The following is a 21,833-nucleotide window of genomic DNA, read 5'->3' on the forward strand; positions in this document are numbered from 1 at the left end:
TCAAAATATCATTCAGGTTGCCCGCCATCCCCCAGAGCGCAAACAGGCAACAGACCAGTAAAAATTGCAGCCAGGGGGTGTGCGGTAAATACGCGCTGGCGTCCAGTTTTTCATTGTGGACCGCCGCTTTATCGACCTTATCCGTGATTAGCGTACTCATTGAGCTATCCTCTTAATGGTTTTTATACAGTAGGGTTTAAGCCATTTCATAATCAGAGGCGGCACGTAAAAGCCGTTCTCGTGCCTCCTGGTAATCCGGTAAAGATGATGCGCCCTGCTTTTCGACGCTGACGGCGGCGTAGGCCGCCGCAAATCGGGCCGCGCTATGCAGCGGCTCGCCGCAGGCCAGACGCGCCGCCAGCGCGCCGTTAAAGGCATCGCCCGCGCCGGTGGTATCGCGGGGATGAGAAGGAAAGCATGGAATAGGGGATTTCACGCCCTGCTCGCTCAGCAGGGCGCCCTTTGCGCCGAGGGTGATAATGACGTTGCGCGCGCCCTGAGCATGCAGCGCATCGGCGGCCTCGGCCGCGGCCGCCAGAGAGTCGACCCGGCGCCCGGTCATTAACCCGGCCTCCGTGGCGTTCGGCGTAAGCAGATCCACTTTGCTTAGAAAGGCGTGCTCAACGGGCTGCCAGGGAGCGGGATTGAGCACCACGAAGGCCCCGGCTGCTTTCGCGGCGTCAACGACCTGTTCAATGGCGGAAAGATTATTCTCCAGCTGAACCAGCACCACATCCGCGCAGCCGATAGCGGGAATGCAGCCGGCGATTTCATCATCGGTCACCGTCATATTCGCGCCGGGGTCGACGGCAATCATGTTTTCGGCATCGTTGCCGGCCACATAAATCAGCGCATTGCCGGTGGGGACCTCTTCGGCGACCAGCAGCGTCACGGCGTTAAACCCCACGCCCTTCAGATGACGACGGGCAAAATGGCCGAAGGTATCATTGCCAATCTTGCCGATATAGTGAACATTCGCCCCCGCTTTTAGCGCGGCGGTGGCCTGGTTCGCCCCTTTTCCGCCGGCGCTGGTCATGCTCCCGCAGGCCACTAACGACTCGCCCGGCACCGGAAAGCGCTCCACTCTGGCCACCATGTCGAAATTGAATGAACCAAAAACACAGACTTTTCCTGACATCATTCGCTCCTTTATACGTGCTCGGGGGAGTGCAGCGCGGCGGACAGATCGCGGGACATTTTTTCCCAGGCCTGCTCGAGCGGCATATCCGGGCGGAATAAACCGCTGCTGCCCATCACCAATACCTGCGCCCCGGCTCCCAGCAGCTCACGGTAGGTGTTGCGGTTGCATGAGCCGTCGACTTCCAGCAAGAAGTTGAGGCTGCGGCTCTCTTTTAGCTGATGAAGCTGCGCGATTTTGGCGGTCATTTCGGGAATAAACGGCTGACCGGCATAGCCCGGATCGACGGTCATCACCGTGACCTTATCGAGCAGATGCAGATAGTGCTGGATGCTCTCAACCGGCGTGGCGGGATTGAGCACCATCCCCACCTCTTTCCCCGCCTGGCGAAGCATATTGATGACCCGAAAAGCTTCGCGGCAGATGGTTTCCGGATGCAGGGAAATGGCGTCTGCTCCGGCTTCTATCAGCGCCGGGATAAACGGGGTGGGCTCTTCGACCATCAGGTGGACATCGATGGGAAGCGGCGTATAGGGCCGAATCTGCGCCACAAAGCTGGCCGATAGCGCCAGGTTTTTCACATAGTGCCCGTCCATCACGTCGACGTGCAGCCTGTCGGCTTTGCCGTTTAAAAAGTGCAGCTGTTCCGCCAGCTTCATCATGTCCATACACATGAGCGAAGGAGAAAGGTAATAACGCATAAGGCCTCTTTTATTCCGGTAGTGGCTGATTTCAGGCAAAGTCTGGCCCTGCCGCGGGAAGCAGCGTTTCGACAATGCGCGTAGTCACCGTCACGTCATGACGGCGTACTCAGGCGATCTGTAGCCCGACGTTATGCCAGGTCATCTCTTTTTCCAGCAGCGGATCGACAAACTTTTCGGTGATTAAACAGTCCAGCTCGCCCAATCCGCCGATCCGCGCGACGCCTGTTCGCCCCAGCTTGCTGCCGTCGACCAATGCCACGGTCTGACGGGCGGCCAGCATCATCTGTTTCAACAGGGCGGCGTGGGCTTCCGTACCCGCATATAAACCGCTATCGCGCTCCAGCCCCTGGCAGGAGAAAAAGAGCGTATCGACGGCGTACTCGCGCAGCGTTCGTGAGGCGGTTTCACCGAAGAATGCCTCCTCGGTCGGGGAAAAATCGCCCCCCAGTCCCACGAGATGCAACGAGCGTCTGCTCATCAGCGTTTGCAAGATGCGGATAGAGGGCGTGATAACCGTTAGCGTCATCTCCGGCATCTGCCGGGCCAAAAACCAGCTGGTGCTGCTGCCGTCCAGGACGATGGTCTGTCCCGGCTGGAGACACTGCAGCGCTTTGCGGGCAACGCGCATTTTTCCTTCGCTGTGCAGCAGCGTTCTCTGCTGAAAGCTTCCCTGGCTATCTTCGACCGGCAGGGCGGGCGACGCCGCTCGGATCGCCGGCAGCGGGTTCTCCGCCGCCAGCGCTCCGCCATGGCTCCGATTTAAAATCCCTTTCCGTTCCAGCTCGCTCAGATCGCGGCGAATCGTTTCCCTGGAGACCCGAGTCGCTTGCGCAATCTCATTCACCCGCATCACGCCGCGTTGGCCCAGCAGTTCAACAATCAAACGATGACGTTCCAGCGGCAACATAGCTTTCTCCTGAAGTACATAATCAGATTACCTTTCCCTTGCGTAGGGCGTTGAGACCTCCGGAATATCCGGCGAAGGCGACCGTTTTGTCGCCGGTCAATGTGACAGCGTACGCATTTTGGCGTCATATCCGGCAGCGGTTTCGCTCTCTCGCCCTTTATTCAGGCATAAACAAAAACAAACAAAAATAAATGCAATATTGCCTTTGCGCCCGTTTATGCCCGTTTACGCCCGTTCATCAAGGGCATCGCTCATTTCCCATCTGCTAATTAAAAGCAAATGAAAATAAAAAAATGCTAATTTGATCACGTTATTTTCATTTGGTGCGTTTTTAAATGGATTTAAGCCGATTAAGAGCATTAAATGAAAGCAACTAAAAACAAAGAGCAGGATAAAACCATGAATGAAACAACCCGACGTTTTGCACGTTTAGTCGACCTGAGCGCAGTCCAGGCCACCAGTACCGAAGCGGACGTTCGCGCCTGCGCCGAGCTGGCAGCCCGATACAACATTATTTCCGTCCACGTTCTGCCCTGCTGGACGCGTTTTCTCAGTACGTTGCTGCCGCAGCAGGGGACGGGAGAGGTGATGATTGGCGGGCCGGTCGGCTTTCCCGGCGGCGGGCATGCGACTGACACCAAGGTTCAGGAAGTGCGGCAGCTGATTGCCGATGGCGCCCGCGAAGTGGATATGGTGGTGAATATCGGCAAAGTGTTATCCGGCGATTATGACTATGTGCGCGAAGATTTGCGCCGCGTGGTGGACGCCGCCGCGCCGGTACCGGCGAAGGTGATCCTCGAAACGCACTATCTCAATGAGGAGCAGATCCGCCGCGTGTGCGATATCGCCGTAGAGGTGGGGATGAAGTGGGTCAAAACCTCCACCGGCTGGGCGCCGACCGGCGCGACGGTGGAAAAAGTCAGCATTATTGCCGACCAGCTTAAAGGGCGAATCGATATCAAAGGCGCCGGGGGGATTCGCGATCTGGCAACGGTGCGCGCCCTGTACCAGCTTGGCGTCCGCCGCTTTGGCATGAGCCATGGCGCGGTCACAAAGGTGCTGGCTGAACTGGAGCAGCACCCGGAACGCTTTCCCGAGCTGAACGCCGATTAAACTGAGAGACCGCGGGCCTGATGGCCCGCCTTAAGACGTCACCGGAGTCAGTGATGAAAGATAAAATACTCACGATTGATGTTGGCACTGGCAGTACCCGCGCCGCTCTTTTGCGCGTTGACGGCACGATGGTCGGCTTTGCGCAAAGAGAGTATGAACAGACCACGCCGCGTGCGGGTTGGTCAGAACAGGCCCCGTCTTTATGGTGGCAGGCCGCCTGCGACTGCATACGCGAGGTGCTTTACCGCTATCCTGAAACGGCTGCGCAGATTGCGGTTATTGGCGCCTGCGGGCAGATGCACGGCACCGTCCTGCTGGACGATCGCGGCGAGCTGGTGGAGGACAGGGCGCTGCTGTGGAATGACAAGCGCAGCCAGCCGCAGGTGGAAGCTTTTACCGCGCGCGAAGGGCGGGAAACGTGGCTGGCGCATTTAAATAATCCGCCCGCGGCGGCCTGGCCCGCTTTCAAATTAGCCTGGTGGCGTGAACATCATCCGGAGCGCTGGCCAAAGCTCGCCAAGGTGTTGATGCCGAAGGACTATATTAATTTCATGCTGACCGGCGCCCTGGCGACCGACTATAGCGAGGCGTCCTGCTATTTCCTGATGGACAGCGAAACCCGCGCCTGGTCTTCGCAAGCCTGCGAAACGTTTGGCCTGCGGGTCGATCAGCTACCGGACCTCAAACTTTCCAGCGACATTATCGGCCAGGTAACCCCACGCGCCGCCGGCCTGACGGGCCTGCCGCCAGGGATCCCGGTGGTTGCCGGTACGTCGGACATGGCGGCCTCTCTGCTGGGCTCGGGAGTATATGAGCCGGGGATGGCGTCCGACTCCACCGGCACGTCGACGCTGATCACCGTAGTGTCGCCGCGGCCGTTACGCCACCCGCTGGTCAATAACCTTCATCTGGCTAACGCGGCCTGGGGCGGATTTACGATTCTCGACGCCGGCGGCGATGCCGTCCGCTGGGCGCGGCTGGCGCTTGCCGATAACCAGATTACCCACCCGCAGCTTTTGCAGGAAGCTGCGGCGGTGCCGGCCGGTGCGGAAGGGCTGCTCTTTCTTCCCTATCTGACGGGAGAGCGTCTGGCCGAACACACGAACTCGCGGGCGCAGTTCTTCGGCCTGCAGCGCAAGCATCGCCGCGGTCATTTATTCCGCGCGGTCCTGGAAGGGGTGGCCTTTGCGTCCTGGCGCAATCTGCGCCAGCTGCAGGCGTGCGGGCAATATCCGCAACAAATGATCGCTTCCGGCGGCGGCGCGCGCAGCCCGCTGTGGCTTGAAATCAAAGCCGCGGCGTACAATCTTCCGATATTATCTACGCGCAATCAGGAGAATGGCGTCACCGGATGCGGTATTATCGCCGGGGTTGGCGCGGGGTTGTACGCGGATTTTGCCAGCGGCGTGAGGCAGACGGTGCAGTTCGATAAGCTGATTTCGCCGGATCCCCGTCTGCGGGATTATTACCACGCCTGCAGCGAGCTTTTTGATACGCTCTACCGGCAATCCGCCGCCTTATACGACAGGCTGGATGCCCTGAGCGCAGGACCCGACTGATAAGCAACGGTAAGCCAGCGCCGCGTCGCGCGTAACGTGCCGTAAATAAGAGAGAGGCAGAATGTTTGCAGAAGAAAGACAGGAGAAGTTGCTCAGTATTCTCAGGGAAAAACGCAAAGTGGCTGTTTCTGAGATGTGTGACGTCTTTAATGTATCTGGCGCCACCATTCGTGCCGATCTCCGCCAGCTGGAAGAGGAGGGACTGCTGACCCGTACCCACGGCGGCGCCGTTCTTCGCACGCGGGCGAGCTTTGAACAGGCGTCGGATGCGCGTGAAATTGTCAACCTCAGCGCGAAAGAGCGGATCGGCCAGCGCGCGGCGGCGCTGGTTGAGGATGGCGACATTATCGTGCTGGATACCGGCACGACGACCCTGCATATCGCGCGCAATATTCGCGACCGACAAAACGTCACGGTGGTCACCAACGATTACCAAATCGCCCGCGAGCTGGAAGCCAGCCCCTCTATTCAAACCATTCTGCTGGGCGGGATCGTGAAGAAGGGATACCACTGCGTGGTGGCGATCAACGGACGCTCCATTCTTGATACCCTGAACGTCGATAAAGCGTTTATGGGCGCCAATTCGCTGTCGCTGAAACACGGCGCCTGCGTGGCCGATATCATGCTGGCAGAAACGAAACGCGGCATGGTTGAACACGCCAGCCAGGTGATTATCGTCTGCGACTACAGCAAACTGAATAATACCTCGCTTGCCCAGTTTACCGCCGCGGATCGTATTGATACCGTGGTGGTCGATCGTCTGCCCGATGACGTTCAGGCGTATCGTAATGCCGGCATTCAGGTGATCTCCCTGGATGAAGAGGCGCACCTCTAGCGTTCTGTTCCGGCAGCGGCGCACCGATCCGGAGTACTACGGTAAAGGGCTCGGTATTGCGCCGCGTATCAACCCGGCGCTGGAGAAAGTGACGGCTTCTCCCGAATATAGCGCAATTAAAGCGCGCTGGATTAAAGCGTCGTTGATAGTGGCGTACAGGAAAGATACCCCCCTGAAGGGTATAGCCCCTCAAACGTTCCTCTATGCCATTAGGGATCATCGGCTTATCCGTCAACGAACAAACGGGTCGCTGGTTTCCCTCATTTTTAAAATTTTTCAATACATTATGCGCGTAGCTAATATAATTCTTAGTACCCGCACATTTAAAATGTAACGCGAAACTTCTGAAAAACATGTCCAATGAAATAAAAAGTGGATTTTATTTCAATCTTTATGTCAGAATCGCGTTATGACAGTAAAAACCATATTTTATATATTGTCATTATGCAAGCCATAATGAGCGGATACTACCGAACGCTACAGAAATAACATTCTGAGGCGTTGTCTGATTATTCGCATGGAGAATTATCGTGATGCTATCCTGTCTTAAAAACCTCGCTGGTGATTATATAGGATATAAATCATATGGCAGGAAGAATAAATGAGTTCGATGACAAATAGCCTGGAAAGATTAAGGAAGGAAAAGGAGAAAATAAAGCGACAGCGGCGTGAGTTTAAAATAAAATTCGTGTGCTTATATGTCTCAATATTGTCACATCTAAAAGCAAATCCTGATAATAAAGTTACCAAGGGTTCTTTTGGCGATGCCAAAAAAATCACCGTGGCAAACGATGGTTTCTTTTTTGATATTAGTTTCAAATATGACTACGCAAGAAATAAAGTGCGGATTATTGTATCTGAAGAAAGCCTGTCGCTGAAAGTCAGGCTCACCCTGCGGCTGACGGCATCAAAAGCGAAATGGCGCATTGTAAAAATATCGCATAAAAAGTTTAAGTATATTTTTAGAGTCATGAAGCCACAGCTGATTGAGGAGCTTATCGTCTTTTTGATCCGCTATCTGTAGATATCTCCTCTCCGTCAATGGGCCAATGAGCCGGGATGCTCGCTTCGATCGTTCTTCCGGCTGCAGGTTGGAATATTCCCTGCCGCGAGTTCCCCCTGGTTTGAGTCGTTGAGAATGTCATTAAACGGCATTACTCAATAAAGCCCCCATTAATGCTGTTTTTTCCCGCTTTTACCCCTTTTATCGCCCGGGGTTTCTGGCGGGATGAAGTTGCCAGGGTGATTTCTTAACTCACTGTAAATAAATGAAAAAGTATCATTTTTGTCATGAATGCCTCTGTCAATCACATTTCCTCTCTCGCCAACTTTAAATCTGTAAAAGTAGACGTTTGTCGACTTTTCATCTAAAAAGTTGGGGGAAGGGACTAGACAGGACCATTATTAGGTTATCAAATGGTTAAATTACGTCACATTAAATGTGAATGATTGGCCTTGTGTATAAAAGGCCAACACGCTTTCCGCTGCGTTAAAGCGCTGCGGACATCTTTGGGAGAAGTTATGCATTCCTCTGTTAATAAAAATGAAACTCGGACCTTTTTTGGTCATCCTTACCCCCTCGGTTCGCTGTTTTTCACCGAAATGTGGGAACGGTTCTCGTTTTACGGTATTCGACCATTACTGATCCTGTTTATGGCGGCCACCGTCTATGACGGCGGGATGGGGCTGGCGCGCGAGAACGCGTCGGCCATTGTCGGGATCTTTGCCGGGACCATGTATCTTGCCGCGCTGCCCGGCGGCTGGCTGGCGGATAACTGGCTCGGGCAACAAAAGGCGGTCTGGTACGGCTCGATTCTGATCGCCCTCGGCCATCTCTCCATCGCGCTGTCGGCGGTGATGGGGGATAGCCTGTTCTTTATCGGCCTGATGTTTATCGTGCTCGGTTCCGGCCTGTTCAAAACCTGTATTTCGGTGATGGTCGGTACGCTGTACAAGAAAGGCGATGCGCGCCGCGACGGCGGCTTCTCGCTGTTCTATATGGGCATCAACATGGGGTCGTTTATCGCCCCGCTGATCTCCGGCTGGCTGATTAAATCTCACGGCTGGCACTGGGGCTTCGGCATCGGCGGTATCGGGATGCTGGTGGCGCTGATTATCTTCCGCGTCTTTGCCGTTCCGGCGATGAAACGCTACGACAGCGAAGTCGGCCTCGACTCCACCTGGAACAGCCCGGTAGTGAAACGAAACGGCGTCGGCGCATGGCTGCTGGCGCTGACGGTCGGCGTGGCGGTTATCATCGCGTTGATTGCCCAGGGCGTTATCGTGATTAACCCGGTGGCGGTCGCCAGCGTGCTGGTCTACGTGATTGCGGCGTCGGTGGTGCTCTATTTTATCTACCTGTTCGTCTTCGCCGGACTGAGCCGCAAAGAGCGCGCCCGCCTGCTGGTATGCTTTATCCTGCTCATCTCCGCCGCTTTTTTCTGGTCGGCGTTTGAGCAGAAACCGACCTCGTTTAACCTGTTCGCTAACGACTATACCAACCGTATGCTCGGCTCCTTCGAGATCCCGGCGGTGTGGTTCCAGTCGATCAACGCCCTGTTTATTATTTTGCTGGCGCCGGTATTCAGCTGGGCATGGCCTGCGCTGGCGCGCAAAAACGTCCGTCCGAGCAGCATCACTAAGTTTGTTATCGGTATTTTATGCGCGGCGGCGGGCTTTGGCCTGATGATGCTGGCGGCGCAAAACGTCCTGAGCAACAACGGCGCGGGCGTTTCGCCGATGTGGCTGGTGGGCAGTATTCTGATGCTGACGCTGGGGGAGCTGTGCCTTAGCCCGATTGGCCTGGCGACCATGACCCTGCTGGCGCCGGAAAGAATGCGCGGCCAGATGATGGGGCTGTGGTTCTGCGCCAGCGCCCTGGGTAACCTGGCGGCGGGCCTGATTGGCGGCCACGTGAAGGCCGATCAGCTGGATATGCTGCCTGACCTGTTCGCACGCTGCTCCATTGCGCTGCTGATCTGCGCCGCGGTGCTGTGCCTGCTGATTGTTCCGGTTCGCCGGATGCTGGAAAACACCCGCAGCGACAAGCCGCAGGAGCCCGCGGCTAACGCGTAATCCCGCAAAAACCCGGCGCGTTCTGCGCCGGGTTTATCCCTTAACGGTAAACAATACCGCCATCGATCAGAATCGACTGACCGGTAACATAATCGGAGTCCGGGCCTGCCAGATAAGAGACCAGGCTTGCCACATCGTCCGGCGTTTCGGCGCGGCCAAGGGCGATACCTTCCACGTATTTTTTATAGGTTTCGCCCACCGGCGCACCGGTAATGTCGGCGAAGCGCTTATCGATCTCGGTCCACATTCCGGTTCCCACAATCCCCGGACAGTAGGCGTTAACCGTGATGCCGCGGCTGGCGTACTCTTTCGCCGCTGCCTGCGTCAGGGCGCGTACGGCAAATTTGGTGGCGGAATAGACGCCCAGCAGCGCGAAACCATCATGACCGGCGATAGAGCAGGCGTTGATGATTTTCCCTTTCTGCTGACGATCGATGAATTTTTTCGCCGCCGCCTGAATGCCCCACAGGGTTCCCTGAACGTTGATGCGCATGATGCGGTCCACTTCTTCAGGCGTCACATCGGCCAGCGCCTGAACCTGGGCAATCCCGGCGTTGTTCACGATAATATCAAAGCCGCCGAGCTGTTTTTCCGCTTCATCAATGGCGGCGTACACCTGCGCGCGGTCGGCGATGTTAGCGACGAAGGTGGCCGCTTTGCGCCCCAGCGCTTCCACTTCGGCGGCGACGGCGGCAATCCCTTCCGGGTTCACGTCGACCAGCATCAGCGACGCGCCGTCTTTAGCCAGACGCAACGCGATACCGCGACCAATGCCCTGACCGGCGCCGGTCACCAGCGCAACTTTATTTTCGATAGCCATGTCTGTACTCACCTTGTACTGATTAATAAACCAGGGAGGCCCGCGGCCGATGTCGTCGTAGCCGCTGCGGCGAATGGCACTACTCTATCGGGCGCAATAAGCGTGGCCTACCCCCCTGATGGGGGGGATAATGAGCGTACGGACTGGATTTAAGGAGTAATCGCGGTATGGCTTTTTTACCCTCGGCGGATGATTCACTGACAGCGTTTGTTCATCAGGAACCTTTACGTTTCACCGGGACGCTGCCGCTTATTTCCACGCGCTTTACGCCGCCCCGTACGCCGGAAAGCCTGCTGTCGCGGGAGCGCCTGCTGCAGCGCCTCGACGGCGCCGTCTCCCGCCGTTTAACCCTGCTGCGCGCGCCCGCCGGGTTTGGCAAAACCACCCTGCTGGCGCAGTGGTACCGGCACCGCCTTCGACAAGGGGATGCGCTGGCCTGGCTGAGCCTTGAAGAGGACGACAACGCGCCGCTGCTGTTTATGCGCTATCTACAGGAGGCGCTGCGGCCGCTGTGGCAGGGGTGGAGCCCGTCGTTTCTGCATCTGTTACAAGGTGAGCTTCCGGCCGAGCTCCCCCTGTTCTTTGCTGAGCTCGTTAATCAGCTTAATCAGTGCCCGCACCCGCTGTACCTGATCCTCGACGACTATCAGTGCATCAGCGACCCGGCGATTCATCAGGGAATGAGCTGGCTGCTGCACCATGCGCCGCCGGCGCTGCATCTGCTTATCGGTAGCCGTAGTCAGGCGCCTTTAGCCCTGAGCCGTCTGCATATGCAGGACCAGCTGCTGGAGGTCTATGATCCGGAGCTGCGCTTTAACCCCAGCGAAGCCCGCGCTTATTTCGCTGGCGCGTCGGGGCTGGATCCGCAGGCGATCCCCCGGCTTATCGCGCTCACACAAGGGTGGGTCGCGGGAATGAAAATGGCCGCGCTCTCCCCGGACGCGTCTACGGCGATGGGCCTCGGCGCCGGCTCGCGGTCAATCTCCCGCTATCTGGATGAAGTGATTTTCGCGCCGCTGCCGCCCGAAGTATTCGACTTCCTGCTGCATACCTCCGTGCTTAATCGCCTGCATCCGGATCTGTGCGATGCCGTCTGCGGCCGCCATAACGGCGGCGAGATGCTGAGGTGGATAGCGCAGCACAATCTGTTTCTTTCCGCGCTGGACGACAGCGGCCGCTGGTTTCGCTATCACCCGCTGATGCGCGACGCGCTGCTGCATCGCCTGCGCCACGGCGGGGATATTGATATTCGCCAGCTGCACGATCGCGCCAGCGCCTGGTTCGCCTCGCAGCAGCTGTGGGCCGAGGCGATACGCCATGCGCTGGCCGCCGGAAAATCGGCGGCCAGGGATGCGGAAGCGGGCGCGCAGTCTCTGGCGGAGGAGGGGGATATCGATACCCTGGTGCAGTGGATACGCTACCTGCCAGCCAATCTCGACCCGTCGCGCATCGAGCTTCAGCTTAATCTGGCCTGGGCGTTAGCCCACCGCTTCCGGTTTAGCGACGCTCGCCAGCTGCTCGACGCCATTGAGACGCAATCGGCGGCGCATGGCGGGGCGCTGGCCCACAGCTCGTGGGTGAAGCTGCGGGTCGTTCGCGCGATCTGCGAAGCCTTTGCCGACAATATTGCCCGCAGTATCGCTATTGTCGAACCGCTGCTGCGCGAGGTGCCCTGCGGCGATATCTGGGTTGATGGCCTGGTGTGCAACATCCTCAGCTACTGCCATCTGGCGGACTCCCGGCCGCAGCAGGCGCTGGAGGTGCAGCAGCGGGTATCCGGCGTCAGCGTTGCTAACCGCAACCTGTTCGTGACGGTCTACCGGGCCTTTGTCATGGCGCAGAGCTATTTGCGCCAGGGGAATCTCGCCGAAGCGGAACGTCAGGCCGCGGGGGCGCTGCGCTATGCGGAGCAGCATACCGGCGAGAACGCCAGCAGCGGCGCTACCCTGGCGCCCATTCTCGCCGAGATCGCCTGGGAGCAGGGGAAGGGCGAGCAGGCGCAAAGCCTGCTGGTTCCGCGTCTGGAGACCATCGACAACTTCTGTCCGCCCGACGGCCTTAGCCGCGGCTATATCATCCTGGCCCGTCAGGCCCGTGAAATGGGGAGACTGGCGGAAGCCGAATCACTATTACTGCATGCCGAAGGGCTGGCGGCCCAGCGCGGCTGGCTGCGGGCGCAGGCTCCGCTGCTGGCGGAGCGGATTGCCGTTGCCCTTCACGCGGGCGACAAACTGGCCGCCGACGCGCTGCTGCTTCGCCTGCAGACCCTTAGCCAGACGGAGGCTGCCGGCGGATATATCGCGCTCAGCCAGAGCCGTCTCCTTATCGCCGCCGGCGAACCGCAGGCCGCCGCCCGGCTGTTGGATACGCTGGCCGGCGTGCGGGAAACCAGCGGCGAGTGGCTGTTCGCCGTGCGTTTGCGGCTCAAACAGGCGCTTGCCCTCTGGCGTGCCGGCGAGCGGGAGCAGGCGATGGCTGTCTGCCGACCGGCGCTTGCGCGCGCGCTGCGTCAGGGGCTGTGGCGCAGCCTGCTGGAGGGGAGGGAAGAGATGGCTGCGCTGCTGGCGGAGATGCACAAGCGCGGCGCGGCGGATGATGCGCTGACCGCCGATATCGTCGCTTTGCTGTCCCGCTTCGCCGCCGCCGGGATCGTGATTGATACGGCGCGTCCGCAGCCGCCCGCGCTGCGCCTGACTGAACGGGAGCAGCAGACCCTGCGTTTGATTGCCAGCGGCCATTCCAACAAGGGCGTCGCGCGCGAGCTGGGCATTTCGGCGGAAACCGTCAAATGGCACCTTAAGCAGCTGTATGAAAAGCTGCAGGTGAAGGGGCGCATCCAGGCGGTAAACCAGGCGCGCGAATGGCGCCTGTTAAGCTAGCGCGATGGGGCGTTCTCGCTCTGCGCCGGGCCGCGATAATCGCCGCCCAGCGCTTTAATCAAGGTGATATCGGTACTGAGCCGCTGGGCCTGGATATCCAGCAGCAAAAGCTGCTGCGCGATGGCCGGGCGACGCGCCTCCTGCGCCGCATAGTAGCTGACCAGCCCGCGCTGATGGTGCGCGCTGGCGCTGCGGGTGGTCACCATCGCCGCCGTCACTTTCTGCTGCTGCAGGGCGGCCTGCTGGTTCAAATCGTTCAGCTGGCTCGAGCTAATCGCCACGTCGCGCACCGCGTCCAGCACCGCCTGGTTGTACTGCTTAATCAAAATATTGCTCGCCGTACGCGTCGATTTCAGGTTGGCGTTTAAGCGCCCGCCGTCAAACAGCGGTAAATAGAGCCCCGGCAGTATATTGATCTGCTGGAATGAGGACTTAAACAGATCGCCGACGCTCAGCGCGTTGTAGCCCCAGAAGGCCTTGATATCAAAGTGCGGGTAAAAGGCCGCTTTTGCCGCGTCCACCTGGCTCATGGAAGCGCTAACGTAGCCGCGCAGCGCCTGCAGGTCCGGGCGGCGGGCCAGCAGCTCAAACGAGAGCGAGTCCGGGAGCGTTTCCTGCAGCGTCGGCAGCGCCACGGGGTGAATCTCCGGCATGCTATGCGCATCGGCGCCGATCAGCGCCCGCAGGGTTTCCCGGTACTGCGTCAGCGTCCCCTGCGCCGTAATCACCTGCTGCTGCGCCGCCAGCAGCTCCGCCTGGGCATTGGCGACATCGACGCTATCCTCGACGCCGCGCGCGGTACGATGCTCGTGCGCCTGCACCGAGAGGCGGGCGATAGCCTCCAGCTGGTTGAGTAATTCGATTTTCTGAAAAGTTGCCTGCATCGCGAAATAGAGCTGAGCCACGCTGCTGGCGAGATCCAGCTCGATACCGGCGGTCTCCGCCTGGCGGGCATTCTTTTCGCCAATCGCGGCGGCGACGCGGGCGCGGTCGGCGCCCCATAAATCGATATTCAGCGTCGCTCCGACGCCGACCGTATTCAGCGTGTACCAGGGGCCGTTTTTATCCACCGGCAGGGAGAAGGAGTAGGGCCAGGTAAACTGTTTATTGGTCACCCGCAGGCGGTTTTGCGCCGCCACGGCGGTGGCCTGAATGCCCATTGCCGACTGCGCCAGCTCAACCGTGGACTGCGATTGCGAAATACGCAGCCGCGCCGCCTGCATAGTAGGAGAGTTCTGCAGCGCGCGATTAACCAGCATATTGAGCTGGGGATCCTGATAGCTTTCCCACCACCGCGCCGTCGGCCAGCCGCTGTTCGCCAGGTGGATCACCTTCGCCAGCTCGGCCTGCTGCGGGTTGACCAGCGGTACCTGGCCAGGATCGTCCTGAATTAACGCGCAGCCGGCTAATTGCGTGAGGGCGAAGGCAAGCGCCAGGGAGCGCCAGACGCGCGGAAGAGGAGTGGTTTTCGTCATGATCGGGTTGCCTGTCGCGGAATAACGGAAGACGCAAGCGGCCACGTGGGCAGCGCGGCCAGCGCATTGACCAGCGGCGCGCCGAACGGATTCGCCGGATCCGGCTGCGGCGCCTGAACGCGCTCAACGGTATTTTGCTGCGCATCGATATCGCTGGCGTAGGCTTCAAGCCGCCGGGCGCAGCGGGCTAAAAAAGTATCTTCCGGCGCGGCGTAGAGGCGATAGCCTTCGCTGAGGCGCAGGATCTCCTCTGCCTGACGAAAGGTTGCCCGCGCCGGCCAGCTTTTGGCTTCCGGCCACGGGTGCGCATAGGTTCCCAGCGGCTCGGCGGCCACCCGGTTGATTAAGGTTTCGCTCTCGGTCAGCGCGGCAAACAGCGGTACCTGCTGAACTTCATCGTCGCGGGCGGCGAGGGTTTGCGCCAGCTGGCGATACAGCTGGGCCAGACGCGCTTTCAGCTGCGGCGCTTCGCTATCGGGCCATAAATAGAGATGAACAATGGAGGAAACCAGCACGCCGAGCAGGATGCCGATAACCCGGTCGCGCAGCTCGGTAAGGTTGCTGAGCGGACCAAACCAGCTCAGGAACGCCAGCGCGAAGGTAAAGCCTATCTGAATGCCGGCGTAGGCGATGCGCTCCGATCCCGCCGCAATCCACGCCGCCAGCGCGAAGACCGGCAGGGTCATCGCCAGCAGGCCGCTCAGCGAATCGGTCCAGGGCTGCACAAAGACGATCAGAAGCAGCGCAATCAGCGTGGCCAGCAGCGCGCCGCCGATGCGTAGCCACGTTTTCTGCATGGTGGCGCCCAGGCCCGGCTGGGCGACGATCACGCAGCTCAGCATGATGGTGTGGATGCCCTGCCAGTCGGCGGCGGTGTAAAAAACGTAGCACAGCAGCGTCGCCAGCAGCGTTTTCAGGGCAAAGTGCAGATAGGCCGGATTGGACCACGCGTCCGGCAAAAGCAGCGGCGCTTTTTCCACTTCGCCCTGCGGCAGCGGGATGGTTTCGCCGCGCGCCAGCCGCGCCAGAACCTCGGCGATCTCCTGCAAAATGGCGCTGTTGGCGCCGTCGCGCGGGACAATCAGCGGCTGGACCTCCGCCGCCGCGGGCAGATTATCCGCCAGCGCGTTAAGCTGGCTGGCTATCCGCCGACGCGCATCGGGATGGTCGTCGCCCGGCAGGAGCAGCGCCGTCAAATGAGAGCAGCTCAGCGCGGCGGCCATCAGCGACTGCCAGGCCTGCGGGCTGGCGGCAATCTCCGGCGTGGCGCGTGCGGCCTGCTGATACAGGGACCGCAGTTGGTTAAACTGCCCGGCAATCTCGGTAACGGTGGGCGGCGGCGTGCCATCGTCCGGCTGGCTCAGGCGCCGCGCCGTCTGGCGGAGCATCACCACCAGCCGGGCTTTAAACTGATAGCCGGGAAAGGCCTGCTGGAAACAGGCGTTGACCAGCAGGGTCACCAGAATCGCGGTGTTGATCGCCACCCATAGCCACAGCAGCAGGCGCACCAGAATTTCGCTCTGGCTGGTCATCGACGGGAAGGTCTGGGCGTAGATGACCGCCAGCGCCACCACGAAAAACGCCAGCCCGAGCTTGCCGAGCACCCGCATCAGGTAAATGGCGCAGAAGAACAGGATCACCGAGGCGACCAGGCGGATCAGCGGATAGTCATAGGTCCATTTGATAATCAGCAGCACGCCGCCCAGCGCGACGCTGACGGTCACCACGAAAACCACGCTTACCAGTTTGATCATCAGGACGTTCGGCTGGCTGACGTAAAACACCACGATCAGCGCGACGGCGAGGAAGGGAATATGCAGCGTCATAAACAGCACAATCAGCACCGCGCAGCTGAGCGTCAGGCGCAGGGTGTAGTTCGCCCGCCCCGGCGCATCGCGGAGTTCCCGGGTCAGAAAGGGCCACAAGCTCTGCATGCCGTCTCCTTATTGCGGCTGCAGAACGGCGCTGGCGGAGGCGCCCATACGAAACAGGTTCGGGTCGGGGTCTTTAACGGCGATTTTGACCGGGAAGCGCTGGGAGACGTGGACCCAGTTGATACTCTTCTGGATCACCGGCAGGCCTTCAATCACGCTGCCGCCGTCGGGCAGAACGCCGGTGCCGACCGAGTCGACTACGCCCTCGAAGGCGCGACTGTGGTTGGTCATCACGGTGATTCTGGCCGGAACGCCGGGCCGCACGTTTTTTAAATCGGTTTCGCGGAAGTTCGCCACCACGTACCAGTGGTCGTCATCAAGCAGGGTAAAGACCGGCTTCAGGGCCGAGGCGTACTGGCCGATCGTGGTTTTCAGCGCCACCACCACGCCGTTAAACGGCGCGCGGACTTCGGTAAATTCGAGGTGCAGCTCGGCCAGCGCAATTTGCGCGAGGATGCCCGCCCGCTGCGCCACCATGGCATCGACGCCGGTCACGGCGGCGGAAGCCTGTTTGGCCTGCAGCAGGGTGGCTTCCAGCTCGGCGCGCGCCGCTTTTTCTGCCGTTCGCGCCTGATCAAGATCCTCCTGGGAGGCAAACCCTTGCGGTACCAGCGGCTCAAGGCGAATGCGTGAAGAGGTGGTCTGCTTAACCAGCGCCTTAGCCCGTTCAACGGCGGCGCTGACCGACTGCGCGTTATATTCCTGCGCTTTAATCGTGCGCTGGGTCAGCATAATCTGCGCATCAAGCGTGGTCAGCCGCGCTTTGGCATCATCAAGCATCGCCTGGTAGGGGCGCGGGTCGATGCGGAACAGCAGGTCGCCTTTTTTTACCCGCTGATTGTCGCGAATCGGCATCTCGACTATCCGCCCGCTCACTTCCGGCACCACGTCGATGGTGTCGGCATAGACATAGGCATCGTTGGTTTCCGGCGAGGTTTGCAGCTGCCAGATAACCAGAATCAGCGCCACGATAGCGGCGAGAACGAGCGCCAGCAGGGGCCATTTTTTGCGGATAACGCTTGAGCGGGATGAGGTCATAGGTATCTAGTTTACGAAGAGCAGGAACCACAGAATCGTGGCGAACAGGAACATCAGCGCCAGATAGCTGAAGACCAGCGGAGAAAATCGCGACTGCCATCCTTTACGCACAATCAGGATATGGCAGGGAATAAGTAACAGCGCGGCGCCTGTTAAGCAGAAAAACCAGCCCGGGAATGCGGCGCCTAATACCGGAATCGCCGGGGATAATGAGCAGCCGGAGAGCGTAAATAGCAAGAATAAGAGCGTAGGGCGCGGCAGCTTTACAATGCGATTCAAGACTGAATACCTGAGTGCTCGGGTTAAGGTGAAATGAGTGTAATCTCCCTACCGGGGAAATAAAAGATAGATATAACCGAAGCGTCTGTATTTCATCGATAAACAGAACATTTTCTTTGGATAACGAGTGCATAGAAAATCATTCATTCTGCATTAATGGCGTGAGGCCGCTGGAATATAAATTTCGCCCGTCGCCGATAGTCAGCGGTTGTTGGCAGGGCTATGCTTAGAGCCAAAGCTAAAAAATAGTCAGGACTGAGGCAATGTCATGGATAAAGAACTACTGGAAGCGGGCTATCGCGCCTATACCGGCGAGAAAATCGACGTCTACTTTAACACCGATATCTGTCAGCACTCGGGTAACTGCGTGCGCGGTAGCGCGAAGCTTTTCAACCTGAAACGCAAACCGTGGATCGTCCCGGATGAAGTGGACGTGGCCACGGTGGTTAAGGTTATTGATACCTGCCCGAGCGGCGCACTAAAGTATCGCCAAAAATAAGCGAGGAAATGATGGAAATACTGGAAGGTCATAACAAGTTTTACGTCAATGACGCCGACGGGAAGCAGGTGGCGGAAATTGTTTTTGTGCCCACGGGCGAGCACCTCAGCATTATTGAACACACCGACGTCGACCCCAGCCTGAAAGGCCAGGGGGTGGGAAAAAAGCTGGTGGCGAAAGTGGTGGAAAAAATGCGCGGTGAGCAGCGTAAAATTATTCCGCTGTGCCCGTTTGCCAAACATGAATTTGATAATACTCGCGAGTACGACGATATTCGCGCCTGAATAAATGCGCCAGCATGCTGGCGCAACCACGTTTAATAAGGCAACGGTGAATTTAATGCCACTGAGTCGCTGCCTGAACGGATAGCCGTTAAATTGCGAACGTTCCCCGCCCCCTACCTCAGCTGCTCCAGAAACAGCAGGGCGGCTATGGCGACCATTATCACCCCGGAAGCGATGCTGACCTTTTGCGCGATTTGGGGCCGGGTCGCTAACAGCGCTTTGGCGCCGTAGCCGACAAGTAAATAGACCAGCGTGCAGGTTACCAGATGAATACCGCCTAGCGCCGACATCTGCTGGGCTAGCGACCAGCTTCCCCGTGGGTCGGTAAACTGCGGCAGCAGGGCCAGAAACAGAAGAAAGACTTTTGGATTCAGGCCGCTAATGCATAACCCCTTAATCGCCCAGCGATTCCAGCTGCCCGCGCTGTGCTGCTGTGCACCTGGCGTTGGCGGATGGCGCAAAATAGCGATCCCCAGCCACATCAGATAGCCTGCGCCCAGCAGCGTGAGCGTCGACAGCGCCAGCGGATGATTGGCGATTAACACGCCGATTCCGGCGACGACGATCAGCGTGGCCAGCAGGTGGCCAGACATGAGCCCGGCGACGGCGGGTATCACGCGCCGTCCGTTGATCCCCGCGCTGATGGTATAGGCCCAGTCAGCGCCCGGCGTGATGATCAGCAGAAAGGAGACCAGCCAAAAGCTGGCGATAAAGCTCATTTCCATGGACGGCCCGCCTCTGCGTGCTGACAACAATTTTCCATCATTTTCCCTCGTTAAGCGGCGGTTGTTTGAGGGAAAGAATATCGAGTTTATTGCGCAATGAGCTTTTAATGTTATGCTTTAAGGCGTTCTTCTGAGGGAAAATCTTCTAAATGGATAGCATCGATCGAAAAATTCTTGCTGAGCTACAGGCTGACGGGCGGCTGTCGATAACCGAGCTGGCCGAGCGGGTGAATCTTAGCCTTTCGCCCTGTCATCGACGGCTGCGGACGCTGGAGCAGGAAGGCGTGATTACCGGCTATCGGGCCAATCTGGATCCGGCCAAAATGGGCTTTAACTTTTTGGCGATCGTCTTCGCGACGCTAAAAGAGGGCGATAAGAAAGCGGTAAGCGCGTTTGAGGAGGCGGTGGAAGAGATACCGCAAATCGTGCTGGCGCAGCGCCTGTTTGGCGATCCGGACTACCTGATGCACGTGGTAACCCGCGATCTCCCGGCGTTCCAGAAGCTGTATGATGACAAACTCTCGGCAATGCCCGGCGTGCAGCACCTGCGGTCGACGCTGGTGATGAAAACGGTTGTGCAGGATCGCCCGTTTCCGCTCGGTAAGGGGTGATTATGCCACTCTGCGCTCAGCTCCCCGGTCGCGGCTAACGCCTTACCGGGGCTACGGGTTCACCGCCGTCTGCGGGCCGGTAGCACGAACAGATGCGCGGCATCGCCTCCGGGAAATTCAGCTACTCTGCGCCCGGCTCCCGGGGGCGGCGCTTGACGCGCCTTACCGGGGCTACGGGTTCACCGCCGTCTGCGGGCCGGTAGCCCGGACAGATGCGCAAGCATCGCCTCCGGGAAATAACGGTGGTGCTTCGTCAACCGCCATCCAGCAACAAGGTAAGCGCCTTATTCAAAGCGGGTGGGTATTACTCTTTTTCCAGCAGGCGCATAAAAACCGTCAGCGCTTCATCGAGCTGCTGGCGCTGCGCCGCGGAGAGCCCACTTAGCAGCTCCCGCTCATTCGCCACGTGACTTTCCACCGCCCTGTCGATTAACTCTCGCCCCTCTGGCGTCAGCGCGACCAGCATGCTGCGCGCATCGTCCGGGTTTGGCAGACGGCGAATAAACCCCCGTTTTTCCAGAGCCTTCAGACGATGGGTCATGGTGCCGGAGGTGATCATTAACGTTGAAAAGAGCTGGGTGGGCGACAGCACGAACGGCTCGCCCGCCCGCCGCAAAGTCGCCAGCATATCAAACTCCCAGCGCACTAAATCATGACGAAGAAAAGCCGCTTCAATGCGCGGCTCCAGCAGCAGCGCGCAGCGTTTCAGGCGGCCAAATGGCCCCATCGGACTGCAATCGAGATCGGGGCGTTCCCGTTTCCACTGTTCAAGAATGCGATCCACGGCGTCGGTCTGCGGTGATTTGTCCATTAATGCTCACTTGTCTTGATATCAAGATAAATATCGATACATACTTAGGCCACAATTTACCTTGATGTGAAGATAAAATCATGGCCTTTGTTTCGCGCAATTTGATGGTTGATCTGTTTTTAACCGCGCTGGCCCCCGCCATCTGGGGTAGCACCTATATTGTGACCTCGCAGTTTCTGCCGCCGGATCGTCCGTTTATCGCCGCGCTGCTGCGGGTGCTGCCGGCCGGGATCGCTCTGTTGATCTGGAGTCGCCGTTTCCCGCTGCGCGCCGAGTGGTGGAAGCTGATCGTTACCGGGATCCTGAATATCGGCGCGTTTCAGGCGCTGCTGTTTATTGCCGCCTATCGGCTGCCGGGCGGCCTGGCGGCGGTGATTGGCGCTATCCAGCCGCTGCTGGTGATGCTGTTGACCTGGTGCGTCGATCGTCAGCGATCGCCCTGGCTGGCGGTGCTCTCGGCATTGATGGGGATCGCGGGAATGGCGATGCTGCTGCTGTCGCCGCAAACCACGCTCGAACCGCTGGGGATCGCCGCGGCGTTTCTGGGGGCGATGAGCATGGCGCTGGGAACCTGGCTGTCGCGTCGCTGGGCGATCGCTTTGCCGGTTATCGCGCTGACCGGCTGGCAGCTGCTGGTTGGCGGTATCGTACTGGCACCGATTGCGTTACTGGTCGATCCGCCTCTGCATCAGGTGACGCTGACTCAGGCGGCGGGCTATCTGTGGCTGTGCGTTGCCGGGGCGATGCTGGCATACGGCCTGTGGTTTCGCGGTATCAGCCGCCTTTCCCCGGTGGCGGTGTCGGCGATGAGCCTGCTGAGTCCGGTGACGGCGGTGCTATTAGGCTGGGTTTTCCTCGGGCAAAAGATCGAGGGGCTGGCGCTGGTGGGGCTGGTGATTGTGCTGTTCAGCGTGCTGTCGATTCAGCGTGCGTTATCGAATAAGAGCGCCGTAGCGGGCCGATAACATCCCGGAGGCTATGCTGGCGCATCTGTCCGGGCTACCGGATCGCAGACGGCTGTTAACCTGTAGCCCGGGCAAGGCGCGTTAAGCGCCGCCCCCGGGAGCAGCGCGCAGAGTGGCTGAATTTCCCGGAGGCGATGCTGACGCATCTGTCGGTGCTACCGGCCCGCAGACGGCTGTTAACC

21 protein-coding genes and 1 pseudogene are annotated in these 21,833 nt (G+C 59.0%); 11 read left to right on the forward strand and 11 right to left on the reverse strand.

What is annotated here, in order from left to right; all coding sequences use genetic code 11:
* The 4 genes and pseudogenes from FQK12_RS27710 to FQK12_RS18735 form a co-directional block, all read right to left on the reverse strand.
* Window positions 1–160: pseudogene (locus FQK12_RS27710) on the reverse strand (L-fucose:H+ symporter permease); the annotation flags it as partial.
* Window positions 161–196: 36 nt separating this feature from the next.
* Window positions 197–1,138 carry a ribokinase gene (locus FQK12_RS18725; protein ID WP_014226719.1) on the reverse strand — a complete coding sequence of 314 codons (942 nt, stop codon included), beginning with the start codon at window positions 1,136–1,138 and terminating at the stop codon, window positions 197–199.
* A gap of 11 nt (window positions 1,139–1,149) precedes the next feature.
* Window positions 1,150–1,839 (reverse strand): D-allulose 6-phosphate 3-epimerase, encoded by a 690-nt coding sequence (gene alsE, locus FQK12_RS18730; RefSeq protein WP_038422994.1) that lies wholly within the window; start codon window positions 1,837–1,839, stop codon window positions 1,150–1,152.
* Between the two features lie 109 nt (window positions 1,840–1,948).
* The gene (locus FQK12_RS18735) at window positions 1,949–2,749 is read right to left on the reverse strand and encodes a DeoR/GlpR family DNA-binding transcription regulator (protein ID WP_014226717.1); all 801 of its coding nucleotides are present in this window, start codon (window positions 2,747–2,749) and stop codon (window positions 1,949–1,951) included.
* Window positions 2,750–3,112: 363 nt separating this feature from the next.
* Here FQK12_RS18735 and deoC point away from each other — a divergent pair, with 363 nt between their 5' ends.
* The 6 genes from deoC to FQK12_RS18765 all read left to right on the forward strand — a co-directional run bounded on the left by deoC (window position 3,113) and on the right by FQK12_RS18765 (window position 9,331).
* Entirely contained in the window at window positions 3,113–3,862 is a 750-nt protein-coding gene (deoC, locus tag FQK12_RS18740) for a deoxyribose-phosphate aldolase (RefSeq protein ID WP_014226716.1), read from the forward strand.
* A 53-nt stretch (window positions 3,863–3,915) separates the two neighbouring features.
* Window positions 3,916–5,421: a xylulokinase gene (locus FQK12_RS18745; RefSeq protein ID WP_014226715.1), complete on the forward strand. Its 1,506-nt coding sequence runs from the start codon at window positions 3,916–3,918 to the stop codon at window positions 5,419–5,421.
* A 61-nt stretch (window positions 5,422–5,482) separates the two neighbouring features.
* Window positions 5,483–6,256: a DeoR/GlpR family DNA-binding transcription regulator gene (locus tag FQK12_RS18750; RefSeq protein WP_009654966.1), complete on the forward strand. Its 774-nt coding sequence runs from the start codon at window positions 5,483–5,485 to the stop codon at window positions 6,254–6,256.
* Window positions 6,237–6,590, forward strand: a complete 354-nt coding sequence (locus FQK12_RS28010; RefSeq protein ID WP_014226714.1) for a hypothetical protein — start codon at window positions 6,237–6,239, stop codon at window positions 6,588–6,590. The genes FQK12_RS18750 and FQK12_RS28010 overlap by 20 nt, the downstream gene beginning before the upstream one ends.
* Window positions 6,591–6,857: 267 nt before the next feature.
* Window positions 6,858–7,280, forward strand: coding sequence for a hypothetical protein (locus FQK12_RS18760; RefSeq protein ID WP_014226713.1), 423 nt, complete (start codon window positions 6,858–6,860; stop codon window positions 7,278–7,280).
* A 497-nt stretch (window positions 7,281–7,777) separates the two neighbouring features.
* A complete protein-coding gene (locus FQK12_RS18765; protein ID WP_004124798.1) occupies window positions 7,778–9,331 on the forward strand; it encodes a peptide MFS transporter in 1,554 nt (517 codons plus the stop codon).
* Window positions 9,332–9,371: 40 nt separating this feature from the next.
* Here the strand turns inward: FQK12_RS18765 and FQK12_RS18770 are convergent, their stop codons facing one another.
* Window positions 9,372–10,151, reverse strand: a complete 780-nt coding sequence (locus FQK12_RS18770; RefSeq protein WP_014226712.1) for an acetoin reductase — start codon at window positions 10,149–10,151, stop codon at window positions 9,372–9,374.
* Between the two features lie 167 nt (window positions 10,152–10,318).
* Between FQK12_RS18770 and FQK12_RS18775 the strand changes: the two genes are divergently transcribed.
* Complete coding sequence (locus FQK12_RS18775) at window positions 10,319–13,030, forward strand: LuxR C-terminal-related transcriptional regulator (protein WP_014226711.1); 2,712 nt, start codon at window positions 10,319–10,321, stop codon at window positions 13,028–13,030.
* Here the strand turns inward: FQK12_RS18775 and FQK12_RS18780 are convergent.
* The 4 genes from FQK12_RS18780 to FQK12_RS18795 are packed head-to-tail and all read right to left on the reverse strand — an operon-like array spanning window position 13,027 to window position 17,756.
* A complete protein-coding gene (locus tag FQK12_RS18780; protein WP_014226710.1) occupies window positions 13,027–14,505 on the reverse strand; it encodes an MdtP family multidrug efflux transporter outer membrane subunit in 1,479 nt (492 codons plus the stop codon). The two genes, FQK12_RS18775 and FQK12_RS18780, sit on opposite strands and share 4 nt — an antisense overlap.
* Entirely contained in the window at window positions 14,502–16,439 is a 1,938-nt protein-coding gene (locus FQK12_RS18785; RefSeq protein ID WP_014226709.1) for a multidrug transporter subunit MdtO, read from the reverse strand. The genes FQK12_RS18780 and FQK12_RS18785 overlap by 4 nt, the downstream gene beginning before the upstream one ends.
* Window positions 16,440–16,448: 9 nt before the next feature.
* The gene (gene mdtN, locus FQK12_RS18790) at window positions 16,449–17,477 is read right to left on the reverse strand and encodes a multidrug transporter subunit MdtN (RefSeq protein ID WP_014226708.1); all 1,029 of its coding nucleotides are present in this window, start codon (window positions 17,475–17,477) and stop codon (window positions 16,449–16,451) included.
* Window positions 17,478–17,483: 6 nt separating this feature from the next.
* Window positions 17,484–17,756: a YtcA family lipoprotein gene (locus FQK12_RS18795; protein WP_014226707.1), complete on the reverse strand. Its 273-nt coding sequence runs from the start codon at window positions 17,754–17,756 to the stop codon at window positions 17,484–17,486.
* 268 nt (window positions 17,757–18,024) lie between these two features.
* On the opposite strand from FQK12_RS18795, the gene yjdI reads away from it, so the two are divergent.
* Both yjdI and FQK12_RS18805 read left to right on the forward strand, forming a co-directional pair.
* On the forward strand, window positions 18,025–18,255 hold the full coding sequence (gene yjdI, locus FQK12_RS18800) for a 4Fe-4S mono-cluster protein YjdI (RefSeq protein WP_004134525.1): 231 nt from the start codon (window positions 18,025–18,027) through the stop codon (window positions 18,253–18,255).
* 11 nt (window positions 18,256–18,266) lie between these two features.
* The gene (locus FQK12_RS18805) at window positions 18,267–18,539 is read left to right on the forward strand and encodes a GNAT family N-acetyltransferase (protein WP_014226706.1); all 273 of its coding nucleotides are present in this window, start codon (window positions 18,267–18,269) and stop codon (window positions 18,537–18,539) included.
* Between the two features lie 113 nt (window positions 18,540–18,652).
* Here FQK12_RS18805 and FQK12_RS18810 read toward each other — a convergent pair whose 3' ends face one another.
* Window positions 18,653–19,264, reverse strand: coding sequence for a LysE family translocator (locus tag FQK12_RS18810; protein WP_014226705.1), 612 nt, complete (start codon window positions 19,262–19,264; stop codon window positions 18,653–18,655).
* A gap of 149 nt (window positions 19,265–19,413) precedes the next feature.
* Between FQK12_RS18810 and FQK12_RS18815 the strand changes: the two genes are divergently transcribed.
* Window positions 19,414–19,875: an Lrp/AsnC family transcriptional regulator gene (locus FQK12_RS18815; protein WP_014226704.1), complete on the forward strand. Its 462-nt coding sequence runs from the start codon at window positions 19,414–19,416 to the stop codon at window positions 19,873–19,875.
* Between the two features lie 304 nt (window positions 19,876–20,179).
* Here FQK12_RS18815 and FQK12_RS18820 read toward each other — a convergent pair whose 3' ends face one another.
* On the reverse strand, window positions 20,180–20,686 hold the full coding sequence (locus FQK12_RS18820; protein WP_014226703.1) for a MarR family winged helix-turn-helix transcriptional regulator: 507 nt from the start codon (window positions 20,684–20,686) through the stop codon (window positions 20,180–20,182).
* Window positions 20,687–20,766: 80 nt separating this feature from the next.
* Between FQK12_RS18820 and FQK12_RS18825 the strand changes: the two genes are divergently transcribed.
* The gene (locus FQK12_RS18825) at window positions 20,767–21,651 is read left to right on the forward strand and encodes an EamA family transporter (RefSeq protein WP_014226702.1); all 885 of its coding nucleotides are present in this window, start codon (window positions 20,767–20,769) and stop codon (window positions 21,649–21,651) included.
* Window positions 21,652–21,833 lie beyond the last annotated feature (182 nt).

The organism is Klebsiella sp. ME-303, from assembly GCF_007910085.1.
Taxonomy (GTDB): Bacteria; Pseudomonadota; Gammaproteobacteria; order Enterobacterales; family Enterobacteriaceae; genus Klebsiella; species Klebsiella michiganensis.